This window comes from Brunnivagina elsteri CCALA 953 (assembly GCF_002289455.1).
GTDB lineage: Bacteria > Cyanobacteriota > Cyanobacteriia > Cyanobacteriales > Nostocaceae > Brunnivagina > Brunnivagina elsteri.
The window spans coordinates 1-14,765 of record NZ_NTFS01000018.1 but is presented as its reverse complement, the minus strand read 5'-3'; the positions used below and the strand labels follow the sequence as shown (position 1 = coordinate 14,765).

Here is a 14,765-nt window from a genome sequence, read left to right as displayed (position 1 = left end):
TATGAAAATTAACTTAGGTAATTTAGCTCATCGTCCAGCCCCTATCCGCATAATTGCTTTTCTATCGTGCTTACTAGTGGTATGGTTGCCTATAGCCATACCTATATATTTACTTATCAAAGATTATAATTTAGTTACTATTTTAACAATGGGATTGCTTGCGATCGCATTTTTCATTTTCCTGCCTCATTGGGGTAAAATGGTTCACCAGGAACCCCACATGTATAGTCATGTTGGCTTGGAATTTACCCGTAAAAATGGTGTTGAATTAATACGGGGTTTAGCGATCGGTTTAATTAGTATTCAATTATTATTTTTGATTCAAGGTGGATTAGGGTGGTTAGAATGGCAAAAACCTAGTACATCGTTAACAAAACTTATTATAGAAGCAATTCCTACGGCTTTGGGTACGGGGTTGGCAGAGGAATTATTATTTCGTGGCTGGATATATGACGAATTGGAACGTGATTATAAGCCCAGTATAGTACTTTGGGGTGGTGCAATTCTGTTTCCAGTTTCCCACTTTATTAAGCCCATCCCAGAGATAATTCGGACTTCACCGCAATTTTTTGGTTTATTGCTGCTAGCATTAACTTGTATTTGGGCAAAACGTCTTTGTCGTGGACGTTTGGGTTTATCGATTGGGATTCATGCAGGATTAGTTTGGGGTTGGTATGTTGTTAATGTGGGAAGATTGATTAAATATACGGGTAATGTTCCAGTTTGGATAACTGGGGTTAATGAGAATCCCCTTGCTGGAATTATGGGTTTAATTTTTTTATTAATTTTGAGTCTGTGGATGTGGAGAAAGAATTTAACTTTTTCCCGTAATTCAGTTTAGTACAGACTCAAGGGAAATATGGAGATAAGAACCGCAGATAAACGCGGATAAATACGGATAAATAATCTGTTCCCATATCAAGTATGGGAACGAAATAAGTTAGGAATTTGACACTCTCCGGTCTAAAGACACGGAGATTCTTGGTTCAACGAGTCCACTTAGCTTAGACCCCTTGCGGTATCTAAGCCAGAGGTGGTTCTCTCCCCAAGCGTTACTTACCGAGTGCCCCTCGGTAGTTGGATTATTCCAAAATTTGTTTGAGTTAATTCTGTGTCGTTTAGTCCCCATGTTCGCGCTTCGCGTTCCCGAAGGGTAGATTTTACCTATTCCTGGGAAGGAACTAAAACTATGGAATAGAACCCCATATCTTCAATTGTCAAGGTACAGATTGCTGTTAGGCAGTTGGGTTTTTATACAGGTTGATTACCGTTCCTGTTGGTACTATTCTACCATCAAAGCAGGATAAATCCTGCCACTAGCTTACCCTACGGGAACGCGAAGCGCGTACATCCCCTGTCTAAAGCACGAAATATGCAACTGTGTTGCTGTTTCTCAGGGGTTTTCAGCATTTTCCTTATAAACATTAAAAAAGTTATTATAATGGATTACGGATAAAACCGCATTTATTGCTAATACAAACATTCGCTAATCCTTCTGAAAAAGGCTTGACTTCATCAAATTGGGGTTCGATGACTAGTTCTCCGTTTTTATTTATATAACCCCATTTTGAAGCTACTTTGACTTGTGCCAATCCTTCATAAAAAACTGTCGCATCTGCAAATTTTGGCTCGATGACTAAATCACCTTTATGGTTGATGTAACCGTATTTTTCACTTATTTTCACCCTTGCTAAGTTTTCCTGAAATGGAGTAGCAGCATCAAATTTAGCTGCAATTACGAGTTTGCCTTGCTTATTAATAAAACCATATTTTTCACCGATTTTCACAGATGTCAATTCTTCTCGAAAGAAATTTGCGGAATCGTACTGAGGTTGAATAGCAAACTTTCCTTGTTTATTAATAAAACCCCATTTGCCATCAACTTTAACTGCTGCTAATCCATCTTTAAAGAAAGAAGTCTCTTCAAATTGTACAGGAATTGTTAATTCTCCCTTTTTATTGATGAATCCGTATTTTTCACCCATCTTTACCGATGCCAATCCTTCTGTAAATGAAGATGCGTTAACGAAGTTATGCGAAGCGATCGCATCAAATTTTGGTTGAATGACAAGCTTACCCTTTTTATTGATAAAACCGTATTTATTCCCAACTTTTATCGATGCTAAACCGTCGTCAAAGAAATCTGGTTCATCAAATTGTGGTTGAATTATAAATCTACCTCTTTTGTTGATATAACCCCATTTGGAATCGAATTTTACTGCTGCTAAACCGTCAGAAAAAGCCCAAACTTCATCAAAGTTAGCTTGAATAACGAGTTTACCCCCTTTATTAATAAAACCGTACTTTTTACCAATTTTAACTGGTGCTAACCCTTCCGAAAATTCCGAACCATTATTAAATTTTGCTGGTATTCTGTAGCGGATATTCTTAATACTTGGTGCAAAAGAGCTATTTGCAGTATTCGCTAATGTGGGAGACAGAGGTATAACTATGGGCATTCCTACAACTACGAGTGTAGTTATTGCCCATTGAAGTCGTTTCAGTAATATTTGTCTAATTTTGCGTGCCATGATATACATTGATATAATAGTCTATCAAGCTTGGCACAACGGGTTACGAAAATATTTGAGTAATTACGACTAGATTTATAAGTACTATAAATTACTCTTGAACTAAGTAATTAAAAGGATATGGTGAAAATGCGATCGCACAAAGTAGACAAGCACCTCACCAAAAACAGACCATTCTTACATTCCTCTCCGCGTGGGATAATAAACGTTAACCAACCTTTTCAGCCATCACAGTACCTAACAAACAAGCTCTTTCCAAATTCACGCCATTTAAATTAGCCCCTTCCAATTCCGCACAAAGCAAATTAGCTCCTGTAAAATTAGCCCCCGCCAAATTAGCACCCCGTAAATCAGCTTCCTCTAAATTAGCTTCACTCAACAAAGCACCCTGCAAATCTGCACGACTGATATCTGCACCCTTAAGATTTGCCCCCGTAAGGTTTACACCGCGCAAATCGGCACCGCGCAAATCAACCCCCTGTAAATTTACATTTATCAAATTGGCTCCACCCAAAAATGCGCCAGCAAGGGTTGCATCACTTAATGTTGCCCCCATTAAATTAGCACCGCGTAAGTTGCTACCGCGCAAATCTGCACCTGTTAAATCAGCTTGCATCAAATTTGCACCCATTAAATTTGCCCGTAAATCGGTTGCTTGGAGGTTAGCACCCATTAGATTAGCACCTTCCAAGCGTCCACCTTCGAGTTTTGATGCTGCAAAATTAGTACCAATGAGGTTTGCTCCAGCCAAATTAATGCGGGTTAAATCAAGCTTTGATAAATCCTCATCTTCTAAATTAGAACCTGGTAGATTTTTGAGAGTTCCGCTACGAATTTCATTTATATTCATAAGTTTTAGAATGTTTGCCGCAGAGTCGCAAAGTTTTTATTGGTGTTTTGCAGTTTGGTGTGAGCTTCTTATCCTGATATTTTTAACGACTAGTAGCTTCCACTCCAGTCTTTTCCTCATTATCTAGTCTAAAATCGAGCAACCACATTCCAGAAGTAACTTTTGCCGTCATTAGTGGTAACTCTAGCCCCTGTTGTAACCCCATAACCAGTAAAGTTAATACTTCCACCAATTTAGGATCGAAACGTGTCGATTGCTGCTTACATTCTTCCAAAGCTTGGGCAAATATTTCCTCTTGACTCAAATTAGTAGATTTTTTCTGATTTACCCGATGTTGAAAGTCTGCCGCTAATGCCAAAATCCTCGATTCTAAAGGGATTTCATCACCTGCCAATCTTGCTGGTTCCCCCCTACCATCCCATGACTCGGTTTGGTGGGTAATAATTTGTGCGATCGCACGCAATCTCGGCATGGTTCGTAATACTTGTGCCCCCGGTACTAACGGGCAAGAAGGGGGAATATCCGGTGTATCATCTTGGTAACGATGGGCACTTCCAGCCGTGAGGATACTTTCGGCGCGTTGTAATGGGTCTATTCGATGTAATAATGCTGCCAAACGCGATCGCTTAATTTGCCAAGCGGGTAAATCTAATAGTTGACAAATTGTTTCGGTAAGTGCGACGACTTCGGATGCTGCCATTGGATTCGTAATATCAGCTGCATCCATTATTTGTGCCATCCGTAAAAAGGCTTGAATTTCGTTGGAAACCAAGTTACGGTCTAAAATTTTATGAGTCGTATTTTTCTGTCCAGTTTGTAAGTAATCGACAACACGGGTGACAACTGCACTCAACTCTTCCCCTGTCACTAAGTGCGATCGTATCTCTTTTTGATACTCAGTTAGTCTTTTGGCTAATTCGGGATTGTAATCGTTGATGTGGGAAATTGCTAACGTGACTGTTTCTTTGACTAATTCTGGCTCAAATGTCCACAAACCATAAAATTTCCGTTCTAAATCCGCTTCTGGTTGCCCTGCCACCCCATAATCAGCCTGACTAAGCTCTTGACAAAGTACCATTGCTGTGTAATTTGGCGACAGAATAATTAAATGCCATTCTTCTGATACTGCATCTTCTGGTTTTAATCCTACCAAATCGACATTTGGTAATTGACTGGTGGGGTGTTCTGCCCAACCGCTATCAGCAGAAGCCATAATTACGACTTGTTTTGCGATTTTGGCAATATCTGCATAGCGATCGGCTTCTTGAAGATACCATTTACCCTGCTGGAAGGCTGTAATTACTAGTGGTGAATCGTCATGACTGAGAATATGGTCTTCGAGAGCGTGACACAAGGCAACCAGGGTATTTTTAAAGTACACCCCAAATCGAATTGGTCGTTGACTCTGACGGTGGGATGTTTCAAGCTTTTGTAGTATTGAACCTTCTAGCATGGGCTATGGGAAGTTGGGGGATTTTGATTTTGATAAACTATTGTATCAATTATGAGAGGGGAATGTTGTGACGTTTTTTTGAGGAGGATATATTGTGTTGCCATAAACGTAGCTTTCAGGGAGTAGTACAATAGGACAAAAGAAAGAAAAATTATTCTCTAAGCTTTTCAGGCATTTTCAAAAATTGGAAGTCCCTAAGCTCTACGTTCTACATCTTTTCCGGAGATGTCTATTATTCTTAACCTGCCTAAAACAAGCTTTGAGCAATTTTACTTAACCCAAAAGTGTGAAGCTGATTTGACTTAGATATGTCAATGTAAAAATCAAAACTTAGAAAAATATCAGATTGGGGAAAATATGGGAAAGAAATCGGAACAAGAAAAAGAACCAGAAAAAGATGTACGTCTTGCTGCCACTAAGCAAATTTGGGGATGGACAACTGCTATTTTAACGATTAGTGCTCCACTAGCTATTCTCCTTCGCAATCCCATTATTCCATTAGCAGCTTTGGCTGGGGCAAGCATCTGTACTGTAGCGGTTTGGGGTTCTGACAATAAGAAATCTAAAGGTAGTTATTTTGCAACCCAGCAAGTTGAATTACTCGAACAACGCATCCGAGATTTAGAAACAATTGTTATTAGCGAGGATTATGACTTAAAGCAGTTAAAATCAAGCAATAACAATAAAAATCGTAATAAGAAATTTCGTAACAAATAGAAATATAAGCCCAGATGACTTAAGCTTTTTATCGGGTTGCTCAGAAATGTATGAAGCAATGTTACGATTGTTTCAAAAATATTTAGAAATCGTCAAAATAAAAAACATAGTTCTAATCTAGAAATTAAGGAAGAATTGAGAGAAATATCATGAATAATAATATTCAAAAATATCGGTTTATCTGCACTCTCACATTTGGTGACGTTTACGGTCAAATCATGGTTTGGTTAATTACTATCACCATTAGTTTAGCTGCGGCATTGGCGCTTATGGGTGCGAGAAGACCAGTTTATGCTTTAGTTACAGTCGGACTCGTTGTCTTGTTGTCGCTGCCATTTCTACTCTTCGCATTTGTAACCACCCTATTAAATCATATTGAAGTCGCACCATTTGAACCAGGAATGAAGATGGAACCAATGCCTGGTAATGTTTCCCAGCAACAACCTGTACAAGCTACAAATTAAATAAGCTAAAGTTCATGATTCTTAATATTAAAACCTTGTCGAATTGGCAGGGTTTTTATATTGGGGATTGGGGATTGTAATATCATGTTTTTCCTTTGGATGTAATACAAATGAGGGGAAATAACCGTTTGCCCCTATGGAATTTTGCTGCTTACCAACCTTCTTCCCTTTTCCCACGTAAAATAAACTTATATATTTGTATGCCAAATTACTTAAAATAATAAATTATGCTCGAACATGATGTAATTATCGTTGGTGGTGGATTAGCTGGATGTCGTGCGGCTGTGGAAATTGCTCGTACTAACCCCAGTTTGAATGTTGCCGTAGTTGCAAAAACCCACCCGATACGATCGCACTCTGTCGCTGCTCAGGGGGGAATGGCAGCAAGTTTAAAAAATGTTGATGCGGAGGATAGCTGGAAAGCACATGCGTTTGATACTGTCAAGGGTTCCGATTATTTAGCTGACCAAGATGCGGTTGCGATTTTGACTCAGGAAGCTGCCGATGTTGTGATCGATTTGGAACATATGGGAGTGCTGTTTTCCCGACTTCCTGATGGCAGAATTGCTCAACGGGCATTTGGTGGACATTCCCACAATCGCACTTGTTACGCTGCGGATAAAACGGGACATGCAATTTTACACGAACTAGTCAATAATCTACGGCGTAATGGTGTAAAAGTTTATCAAGAGTGGTACGTAATGCGCCTGATATTGGAAGATGGCGTAGCGAAAGGTGTTGTTATGTTCCGTATTCAGGACGGACATATTGAAGTCGTGCGGGCAAAGGCTGTGATGTTTGCTACAGGTGGCTATGGTCGCGTTTATAACACCACATCGAATGATTATGCTTCCGCAGGTGACGGTTTAGCAATGACTGCACAAGCTGGTTTACCGTTGGAAGATATGGAATTTGTCCAGTTCCATCCCACAGGATTACCCGTTGGTGTGTTGATTTCCGAAGCAGTGCGGGGAGAAGGGGCGTATTTAATCAACAGTGAAGGTGAACGATTCATGTCGCAATACGCACCTAGTCGAATGGAACTTGCACCTAGAGATATTACATCCCGTGCGATCGCATATGAAATTCGCGCTGGACGTGGTGTTAATCTGGATGGGAGTGCGGGGGGAGGCTTTGTATATCTGGATTTGCGGCACATGGGTAAGGAAAAAATCATGAGTCGGGTTCCTTTTTGTTGGGAAGAAGCACATCGTTTAGTTGGGGTGGATGCTGTTACCCAACCAATGCCCGTGCGTCCGACAATTCATTACTGTATGGGTGGTATTCCTGTTAACACTGACTGTCAAGTTCGTAGTAGTGCTGATGGTGTGATTGAAGCCTTTTTCTCGGCTGGGGAGACATCTTGTGTGTCGGTTCATGGTGCAAATCGTCTCGGTAGTAATTCGCTGTTGGAATGTGTTGTTTATGGCAGAAGAGCGGGAGCAAGTATTGCTCGTTATGTGGAAAACCGCAAGTTACCCACAATTAATGAGCAGAAGTATATTAATGAGGCAAAGCAGGAAATTCAAGCTTTAATTGACCAACCAGGAAAATTGCGGATTAATCAAGTTCGGCAGGGTTTCCAAGATGCAATGACGGAATATTGCGGGGTATTTCGGACTGCGGAATTGATGGAGCAGGGATTACAAAAAGCACAAGAATATCAGCAGCAATATTCGCAAATTTACTTAGATGATAAAGGCAAAGATTGGAATACGGAGTTGGTTGAAGCGTTGGAATTACGCAGCTTGATGTTGGTTGGGCAGGTTATTCTGAATTCAGCTTTTAAGCGGAAGGAAAGCCGAGGAGCGCATTTTCGCGAAGATTATTCACAGCGTGATGATAGTAATTTTTTACAGCATACGTTTGCCTATTATTCACCTGCGGGGATTGATATTCAATATGTTCCGGTGAATGTGGGGATGTTTGAACCACTGGAGCGGAAGTATTAATTAGATTTTTTGCTTCCGAGTTTTTACTTAGTGGAATAGAAGATTTCCGGCTTTTCGATCGAAGTCGGGAATCTGTCAGAATTAATTAAATAAAATATTAGTGAACCGCCAAGACGCGGAGGACGCAGAGAGAATAAAATAAATATAGTTGAATTTATTGATGCTAACTTACTTAGATAAGGTTTATTTGCATAACTACACTTTTTTATACTAGTGTTGAGTGATAGGCTGTTGCTGGCAAATTTTCTAAAATGGCTATAAAAATAAGTATTACAGAGCAGAATAAACAAGATTGTAGAGAGTTTGCGGAGATTTATGCCGATACCGTTGGTGATATTTATGCCAAGGATAGAAATCAAACGGATATCGAAATTATTATAAATCAGGCATATTGGGCAAAGTTGGCAGAAGTCGCTGTTGAGAGGGAAATAGGGAGAATAGGGGTAAAGATTACTGAAGAGGTGGATTTTTCCATTCATCAGAGACATCAGAAAAGTTTTGATGCGGATATCAAAACTGTAAATGCAAGACTCCATGTTAAAAGTGTACATTGCGATCGCGCCGAAAAGTCATGGGTTTTTCAAAAAACAGATCCGGTTGTATATGAACCGGAAGAGGATGAAATTTTGGTTTTTTGTGTAACTTATCTAAACTATGTGGAGATAGTTGGTGCTTGTTTGGCAAGTGATGCTTTAAGTTTTTATGCATCTCCCCGCAAAGATGAGTTATCAGCAACTAAGGAGTGTTTGTATCTGAATAATCATCCGAAAAAGCGTGCTGTTCCAGAAATATCTCAAATAGTTAAGTCGTTAGAAACGGTTTTGAAAGCTAAACGGGAAAATAGAGTTGGATACAACGATAAATCACGAAAATCTATGCGGGATTTTGCTTGGAAGGAATTTTAATAAGGAATAAATCAGAAATCAGAAGTTGGAATTTAGAATTTAGAATATCCAAAATCTTGTAGAGATGAGATATGTCACGTCTCTCTAGATGAAAAATTAATATGAAAATATATTCTGCCACATATGACAATTAAGCGTCTGTCCACCAAAATAAGTGCAAATAGCTGTATTTATTGAGCTAGAACAGGTTTATTTGAGGACATTGAAAAAAACTGTCTCAGTAATTAACTTTTGTAGTTTGTCTTCAGCTAGTGTAATTACATAGCGAACAGCACACCTTATTTAAAGAACTTCTAGAAAGTAAAAAATCCCACCCCTTGTATATTGGGAATATTTATTTTTTGATGTTCCCAAATAATTAATTCTTAGTAAAAATCCCAATCCAAAATCGAAATGACATCTACTTTGCATTGTGAACAGAAATTTAATTCAGCTAATTCAGCACTAATTGTTAATAATCAATTTAATAACCAAACAGAATTAACCGAAGAAGCAATTAAACGTGCTGGTGAAGGTTTAGAATTTGCACGCGATCGCACTTCTAATCAGATGATTCAACAAACCCTATTATCGCAGGAAGCTTTGTTAGAAGGTGGTACAGAGCGCAAAATTAGCGGTTACATTCGACGTATGGTAATGCGAATAATCATAAATACCCTATTTTGTGTGAAAGTTGAAAATTCCGAAAGAATTCCCAATATTCCTGTATTGATAGCAGTAAATCACCTCAACCATATTGACCCATTTTTACTATTATCGGAATTACCTGCAAAACCATATTTTCATATTTTGGGTGATGCTCGTACCTTATATAACAACAATTGGAAGCGTATATTACTACGTTTTGCTAAGGGAGTTATTCCCCTGGAAAGAATGTGGAAAGAAGAAATAGCGGTAGTTGAAGCAGCAAAAGCAGGATGTGAAGATTTAGGGGAACTTGCTGCGGATATTGAAAAATATGTCCCTAAAGGTAATTCGATTGAATCAATGCGAAGATTAGACAGAATTGTCCAAGGAATTTTTAATCGTGGTGATAGTGTTTTACTGTTTCCTGAAGGTAAGTTAGGTGCTGTTGAAGGACAAGTATTACCTTTAAAACGTGGTGCTGCAATTTATGCATTGCGTTCTGGTGTTCCGATTTTACCTATTGCACTTGTTGGAACTAAAGACTTATTTTTCCGCAAGGAGTTAATAGTAAGAATTGGAGAGCCTTTAGTATTTCCTAAGTGTAATCGAATCAAAGCTGAACAAATTCAAGCAGTAATAGATGAACTACAAGTAGCAATTCAAAACTTATTGCCAATGGATTATTCTGAACCAGTTGGAAAAAAACCTTTGCGGAACTTTTTAAATCATTTATTTTGGTAATTTATTCCCCCCATATCCCCATATCCCCCTTTAAGAAGTCGGGGATATGGGGATAATTTTATTTAAGGATTACAATACGTACATTGTCCTGGATCGGCAAGTTCTATGCCATCAGGAAATAATCTTTCTTTCCTAAAACCGCATTTTTTACATTCATAAATTACAGCTTTAGTTAATAAAGTTGGTGCATAACACATTCCACAAGGTAAACCTTGGATTCGTTGAGTAATTGTAAAACCAGGAGTGGAACATTTGGGACAACAACTTTTAATTTTACTAATTAAATTGCGAGTAGCTTTTTCAATATTTTTCATCCGAGTTGGGTTATACATTGCTCTCATATCTGTTTCCATATGAGCTTTACCTGTCGAGGAGTTTTTCAGAATTAGATTAACTGCTTCAATCAGTTTTGATTCAGTATTAATCCCTTTAAAAACTTCACTGCTATCTTTAGGGTTTTCATTCAACATGACAATTAAACCATGTTCGGGAAAACCTACCTTTTTGGCAAAATCAAAAGCTGACTCTAAATTTTGTATGGCTTGATGATTATGATTGGTGTCAGTTGAAAATTCCTCACCAATTATTTCTAAATCAAGTTCTCGATCAATAAAAATAACTATTTCCTTATTGCTAGAAATGTAAGGCAGATGGGGATGTGGAGCAAAACTACCTTCACTTGCGATCGCAATTTTTTCACCTGTAATTTCTAAGGCTTTTTCTGCTTTTAATCGTGCTGCTTCAATTTGTGTTCCTGCTCTTTTAATATCCCGACTAAAAGTACCAAAACTATCGGTATTCAAATCTGCCCGAATTATGAGTTTAATTCCTAATTCTTGTTCTAAGATTGGTGCGATAACTTGCTCTTTTTTATGCATAGTCGCTAGTATCGCGTTCCGATTGGTAAATAATGAATCTTGAGTTTGCATTTTTACCCCTGCTCAAAAATAGGAAAATAAGCTCTAAAATTAACCTAGCTTCATAAACATAAACATCTTATTACATATGTCATTTACATTGTATTTTCAGTTACGTTTTGTATCGTGTTGAATCAATTCATTCAGGAAATAAAACAACCATCTCTTACACTAGTACTAGTACTCTGTCAAGATAAAAATGACGGATATATTGTGATTAAAACTCTTACGTGGGCAGGATGCCCGCACTACTAACATCCGTCAAAATAAAGTTGACAGACTACTAGAAGCAGAATAGTTAACTCGTTTGTAGCAAGTAGTTCTCAAATTCAATCAGGAGAGAATCATGAGTTTAAACGATAAAGTCAAGGCAACCGCCAAAAATATCGAAGGTAAACTTCAAGAAGCAGTAGGGTATCTAACTGGTGATCCTAAAGCTTAGGCAGAGGGCAAAGCAAAACAGACAGAGGCAAAAGTTCGTCACATTATCGAAGATGTGAAAGATGAAGTCAAAAAAATTGTTGACTAGTTGATCATTTATTATGGCGATCGCTATTCAGGCAAATAATTGAAACCTTCCTCAAAGAATAGCTTCTTTCGACACAAGTGAACCGCTATAGTACAAAGCGGCGTAATCGCAATTCTATGTGAGGCTGCACATTAACGCCCTCAGGCTGGAAGCCTGGGGCTAAATAAACAAAGCCTGCGGAGTCAGGCAAATTATATGCATTTTCATATTGAATTGGTATAAGTAAACCCAATGTTACCAGATTTCTAGCTTCTCAAAGAAGCGGAGGAACTATCCATCGATAAATTTACGCCGTCAAGTATTAAGTAAGTGGACAAAAAAAATTTACCTTCATTCCGCTTCGCTCCATTCGCAATGACGGTAAATGGCAAGGTAGCCTAAGACCCGTCATAGTTTCTAATAACCTTTTACTCTGGCTGGATTTTCACCACTTTTATCTAAAAATACGGGAGGAAAATATGTTGAATCTCATCTGGACTGCCGTTGTTGTGCTTTTCGTGCTCTGGTTGTTAGGATTCTCAATTCACATCGGTGGTAGCTTAATCCACCTGCTTTTGATTTTGGCACTGATTGGCATTGTCTACAACTTGTTTATAGGTCGTCGTAGTTTTTAATTACCATTGTGGCTTGGCTTGCAAGCATAAAACCGTACTCCTTAGATAGTAAAAAAGAGGTTATTCATCATGGATCTAGTCCAATTTGTGATAGTTCTCATTGTGGTTGGGGTTCTATTGTGGCTCGTGAACAACTACATTCCGATGGATAGGAAGATCAAGCAAATCCTGAACATTGCAGTTGTCGTCGCCGTCGTTGTGTGGGTGCTGAATGTGTTCGGAGTGCTTAGTTCTCTCCATGGAATTCGTATCGGTAAGTGATCCATTGTAGTAGAAGTATATCGGCGATTACTCACAAGTTCCTCAAATTTTTTGAGTAGCCTTAGAGTCAAAAGGGACTCATGAGCAAAGCCTTTTTACTAAGTATCCATCTGTATTGAGTGCAGATTAGCAGAATTAATGAATGCCCGACTACTTAAGACAGAGTTGGGTAATGCCTACCAGTACTCAGCTTTTAAAATTAACCTTATGAGGCAATATAACTATGACTTACACCGATAAAGAGAAGAAAGCAGCAACACATCCTCCTAGTGATGGTAGTGAGCTAATCCCCGCAGAGGTTCAAGCACATGCACGGCAAGAAGCCGGAAAATCGCTTAATGAGCCATTAGGGGCTGGTTACACAGTAGACTATGAGGGAATTGTCAATAACTATGCAATTGAGCCTGAGATGTCTGAAGCAGAGTATCCCTCGCCCAAACAGCAACATTTATGACAGGATCAATTATTCTGTGGGGTTCTCTTAGGACGTATTATCTATGCTTGGGGATATTATCAAGCTGCTGAAAAAAGAGGGATCGGTTTTGCCATTGGTTCCATGCCTGGGATTGTGCTACTTTTAGGTGCGATCGCAGGCATTATTCAATCTTTAATCTCAAAATAGTAGGGGAAGGGAGAAAGGATTATTCGTAATTCGTAATTACTAACTCCTAACTCCTAACTTTCCATAAAATATTATGCTTGTTCTTGAAGTGCTTGGGTATTTGCCATTTGCGCTAATTCTTTTTCTTTGTCAAGACGACGCTTACGGGCATAAAGTTGTATTGTTACTGCCATAAGCAAAACTAAACCAAAGATTACCCAGGTTGTCATATCTACAGGAAGACTATTTTTGAAAATCACCAACATAACAATAATTACAAGTAATATTGTAGGTGCTTCATTCATTGCCCGCATTTGCTGACTTGTCCACTTACAAGTACCTTGATCGAGTTGTCGCATTAAGCGTTTACAGTAGTGGTGATAACCCAATAATAAGACAACAAAACCAAGTTTTACATGCATCCAAGTTTGATGTAGCCATTCCGGTTGCGTCACCAATAATGCGATCGCACAAGCAACAGTGACTAGCATACCTGGTGTGGTAATGATGCCGTAAAGTCGCTTCTCCATAATGGTGTATTGCTTTTGGAGGATGCTTTTTGCGGGTTCGGGTTCCTGTTCGGCTTCGATATGATAGATAAAGAGACGTACTAAATAGAATAATCCAGCGAACCACACGACAACGCCAATGATATGAAATGCTTTAAACCATTGATATGCCATTAATGTAACCTGCCTTTTATTATCCTCGTTTTGAGGCTGTTAAATACTAGATTACAGGGGAAGGGGGAATTTTGGAGAATTATATGGGTTGGGTTAATAAAATTGTAGGTTGGGTGGAGGCTTTGCGTAACCCAACATTTCATGATTTACGATAATACCACCACATTCATCTATATGAATTTACTTCCTCAAATAATTCAACCCCAATAACAAAGCTGCCACAGTTCCAGCAACACAAATTTCCCCATTTTCAATCTTCCCTGAAACCTCATCAACAGGAATTAATATAACCTCAATTTCTTCCGTAACATCTAAATTTTGTTCACCCACCTTAACCACATTTTCTGCTAAAAATAAATGGGTTCTATTAGTATCCTTACTCGGTCGATCATAGAGTGTCGCTATCTTCTTAATTTCCCCTACCACATATCCAGTTTCCTCTTCCAACTCCCTTAAAGCTGCCGATTCAGCACTTTCTTTTTCCGGATTAAAACCACCTGCGGGAAGTTCCATAAAAAAGTCATCTACCGCATGTCGATATTGCCTTACAAATACAATTTCATTATTTATAGTAATTGGTAAAACCAAAGCTACATCAGGCTTAACATGTACAAAAAAATCATCTATAAATTTACCATTAGGTAACTCAATTTCATCCTTTCTCACCTGACACCAGCGATGATTTAAAACCATTTCAGATTTTATAAGTTTCCATTTATCAAGTTTTGTCATAAATAAAGTATTTCAAACTCGAATAAAGTCAAAAAGCGTCGGGTATCATAGCTTAAAACTATAACCTAAATTCAATTTAAATTATTTTACATCTAATCTCAGAAATATATATCATACTTTGGCACACAAATTAAAATATCCTCTATACAGATTTTAATTACCAAAAGTAATATCATAATGAATATACC

Annotated in this window: 15 protein-coding genes and 2 pseudogenes; 11 read left to right on the top strand and 6 right to left on the bottom strand. The window is 38.4% G+C overall.

Going from position 1 to position 14,765, the window contains the following annotated elements:
* Position 1: 1 nt before the first annotated feature.
* Positions 2-841: a type II CAAX endopeptidase family protein gene (locus CK510_RS02990; protein ID WP_095720280.1), complete on the top strand. Its 840-nt coding sequence runs from the start codon at positions 2-4 to the stop codon at positions 839-841.
* A gap of 595 nt (positions 842-1,436) precedes the next feature.
* On the opposite strand, the gene CK510_RS02985 is transcribed toward CK510_RS02990, so the two are convergent.
* The 3 genes from CK510_RS02985 to CK510_RS02975 form a co-directional block, all read right to left on the bottom strand.
* A complete protein-coding gene (locus tag CK510_RS02985; protein ID WP_158224826.1) occupies positions 1,437-2,531 on the bottom strand; it encodes a WG repeat-containing protein in 1,095 nt (364 codons plus the stop codon).
* Between the two features lie 208 nt (positions 2,532-2,739).
* Positions 2,740-3,381, bottom strand: coding sequence for a pentapeptide repeat-containing protein (locus CK510_RS02980; RefSeq protein ID WP_095720278.1), 642 nt, complete (start codon positions 3,379-3,381; stop codon positions 2,740-2,742).
* 82 nt (positions 3,382-3,463) lie between these two features.
* The gene (locus tag CK510_RS02975) at positions 3,464-4,834 is read right to left on the bottom strand and encodes a DICT sensory domain-containing protein (RefSeq protein WP_095720277.1); all 1,371 of its coding nucleotides are present in this window, start codon (positions 4,832-4,834) and stop codon (positions 3,464-3,466) included.
* Between the two features lie 357 nt (positions 4,835-5,191).
* Between CK510_RS02975 and CK510_RS02970 the strand changes: the two genes are divergently transcribed.
* The 5 genes from CK510_RS02970 (at position 5,192) to CK510_RS02950 (ending at position 10,240) form a co-directional block, all read left to right on the top strand.
* Positions 5,192-5,551, top strand: a complete 360-nt coding sequence (locus CK510_RS02970; protein ID WP_095720276.1) for a hypothetical protein — start codon at positions 5,192-5,194, stop codon at positions 5,549-5,551.
* 149 nt (positions 5,552-5,700) lie between these two features.
* Entirely contained in the window at positions 5,701-6,015 is a 315-nt protein-coding gene (locus tag CK510_RS02965; protein WP_095720275.1) for a hypothetical protein, read from the top strand.
* Positions 6,016-6,242: 227 nt separating this feature from the next.
* Positions 6,243-7,967: a succinate dehydrogenase/fumarate reductase flavoprotein subunit gene (locus CK510_RS02960; protein WP_095720274.1), complete on the top strand. Its 1,725-nt coding sequence runs from the start codon at positions 6,243-6,245 to the stop codon at positions 7,965-7,967.
* 251 nt (positions 7,968-8,218) lie between these two features.
* Positions 8,219-8,872 (top strand): hypothetical protein, encoded by a 654-nt coding sequence (locus tag CK510_RS02955; protein ID WP_095720273.1) that lies wholly within the window; start codon positions 8,219-8,221, stop codon positions 8,870-8,872.
* Between the two features lie 393 nt (positions 8,873-9,265).
* On the top strand, positions 9,266-10,240 hold the full coding sequence (locus tag CK510_RS02950; RefSeq protein WP_095720272.1) for a lysophospholipid acyltransferase family protein: 975 nt from the start codon (positions 9,266-9,268) through the stop codon (positions 10,238-10,240).
* A gap of 62 nt (positions 10,241-10,302) precedes the next feature.
* On the opposite strand, the gene CK510_RS02945 is transcribed toward CK510_RS02950, so the two are convergent.
* Positions 10,303-11,169 (bottom strand): DUF6671 family protein, encoded by an 867-nt coding sequence (locus CK510_RS02945; RefSeq protein ID WP_095720271.1) that lies wholly within the window; start codon positions 11,167-11,169, stop codon positions 10,303-10,305.
* A 334-nt stretch (positions 11,170-11,503) separates the two neighbouring features.
* Between CK510_RS02945 and CK510_RS02940 the strand changes: the two are divergent.
* From CK510_RS02940 to CK510_RS02925, 5 genes and pseudogenes are all read left to right on the top strand, one after another.
* Positions 11,504-11,686: pseudogene (locus tag CK510_RS02940) on the top strand (CsbD family protein).
* 458 nt (positions 11,687-12,144) lie between these two features.
* Positions 12,145-12,300, top strand: a complete 156-nt coding sequence (locus tag CK510_RS30810; RefSeq protein WP_143289205.1) for a lmo0937 family membrane protein — start codon at positions 12,145-12,147, stop codon at positions 12,298-12,300.
* A gap of 69 nt (positions 12,301-12,369) precedes the next feature.
* Complete coding sequence (locus tag CK510_RS34340; RefSeq protein ID WP_095720270.1) at positions 12,370-12,561, top strand: Thivi_2564 family membrane protein; 192 nt, start codon at positions 12,370-12,372, stop codon at positions 12,559-12,561.
* 223 nt (positions 12,562-12,784) lie between these two features.
* Positions 12,785-13,015 (top strand): hypothetical protein, encoded by a 231-nt coding sequence (locus CK510_RS02930; protein WP_211293071.1) that lies wholly within the window; start codon positions 12,785-12,787, stop codon positions 13,013-13,015.
* A 24-nt stretch (positions 13,016-13,039) separates the two neighbouring features.
* Positions 13,040-13,183: pseudogene (locus tag CK510_RS02925) on the top strand (MAPEG family protein); the annotation flags it as partial.
* A 71-nt stretch (positions 13,184-13,254) separates the two neighbouring features.
* Here CK510_RS02925 and hemJ read toward each other — a convergent pair.
* On the bottom strand, positions 13,255-13,845 hold the full coding sequence (hemJ, locus tag CK510_RS02920; protein ID WP_095720269.1) for a protoporphyrinogen oxidase HemJ: 591 nt from the start codon (positions 13,843-13,845) through the stop codon (positions 13,255-13,257).
* 180 nt (positions 13,846-14,025) lie between these two features.
* Positions 14,026-14,577, bottom strand: a complete 552-nt coding sequence (locus CK510_RS02915; protein WP_095720268.1) for an NUDIX hydrolase — start codon at positions 14,575-14,577, stop codon at positions 14,026-14,028.
* Between the last annotated feature and the right edge of the window lie 188 nt (positions 14,578-14,765).

Excerpts from the sequence above, each read along its gene's own strand:
- CK510_RS02955 (WP_095720273.1), top strand. The coding sequence starts at position 8,219 with ATGGCTATAAAAATAAGTATTACAGAGCAGAATAAACAAGATTGTAGA.
- CK510_RS02950 (WP_095720272.1), top strand. The coding sequence starts at position 9,266 with ATGACATCTACTTTGCATTGTGAACAGAAATTTAATTCAGCTAATTCA.
- CK510_RS02970 (WP_095720276.1), top strand. The coding sequence starts at position 5,192 with ATGGGAAAGAAATCGGAACAAGAAAAAGAACCAGAAAAAGATGTACGT.
- CK510_RS02965 (WP_095720275.1), top strand. The coding sequence starts at position 5,701 with ATGAATAATAATATTCAAAAATATCGGTTTATCTGCACTCTCACATTT.
- CK510_RS34340 (WP_095720270.1), top strand. The coding sequence starts at position 12,370 with ATGGATCTAGTCCAATTTGTGATAGTTCTCATTGTGGTTGGGGTTCTA.
- CK510_RS02975 (WP_095720277.1), bottom strand. The coding sequence starts at position 4,834 with ATGCTAGAAGGTTCAATACTACAAAAGCTTGAAACATCCCACCGTCAG.
- CK510_RS02945 (WP_095720271.1), bottom strand. The coding sequence starts at position 11,169 with ATGCAAACTCAAGATTCATTATTTACCAATCGGAACGCGATACTAGCG.
- CK510_RS30810 (WP_143289205.1), top strand. The coding sequence starts at position 12,145 with ATGTTGAATCTCATCTGGACTGCCGTTGTTGTGCTTTTCGTGCTCTGG.
- CK510_RS02980 (WP_095720278.1), bottom strand. The coding sequence starts at position 3,381 with ATGAATATAAATGAAATTCGTAGCGGAACTCTCAAAAATCTACCAGGT.
- CK510_RS02930 (WP_211293071.1), top strand. The coding sequence starts at position 12,785 with ATGACTTACACCGATAAAGAGAAGAAAGCAGCAACACATCCTCCTAGT.
- CK510_RS02985 (WP_158224826.1), bottom strand. The coding sequence starts at position 2,531 with ATGGCACGCAAAATTAGACAAATATTACTGAAACGACTTCAATGGGCA.
- CK510_RS02990 (WP_095720280.1), top strand. The coding sequence starts at position 2 with ATGAAAATTAACTTAGGTAATTTAGCTCATCGTCCAGCCCCTATCCGC.
- hemJ (WP_095720269.1), bottom strand. The coding sequence starts at position 13,845 with ATGGCATATCAATGGTTTAAAGCATTTCATATCATTGGCGTTGTCGTG.
- CK510_RS02960 (WP_095720274.1), top strand. The coding sequence starts at position 6,243 with ATGCTCGAACATGATGTAATTATCGTTGGTGGTGGATTAGCTGGATGT.
- CK510_RS02915 (WP_095720268.1), bottom strand. The coding sequence starts at position 14,577 with ATGACAAAACTTGATAAATGGAAACTTATAAAATCTGAAATGGTTTTA.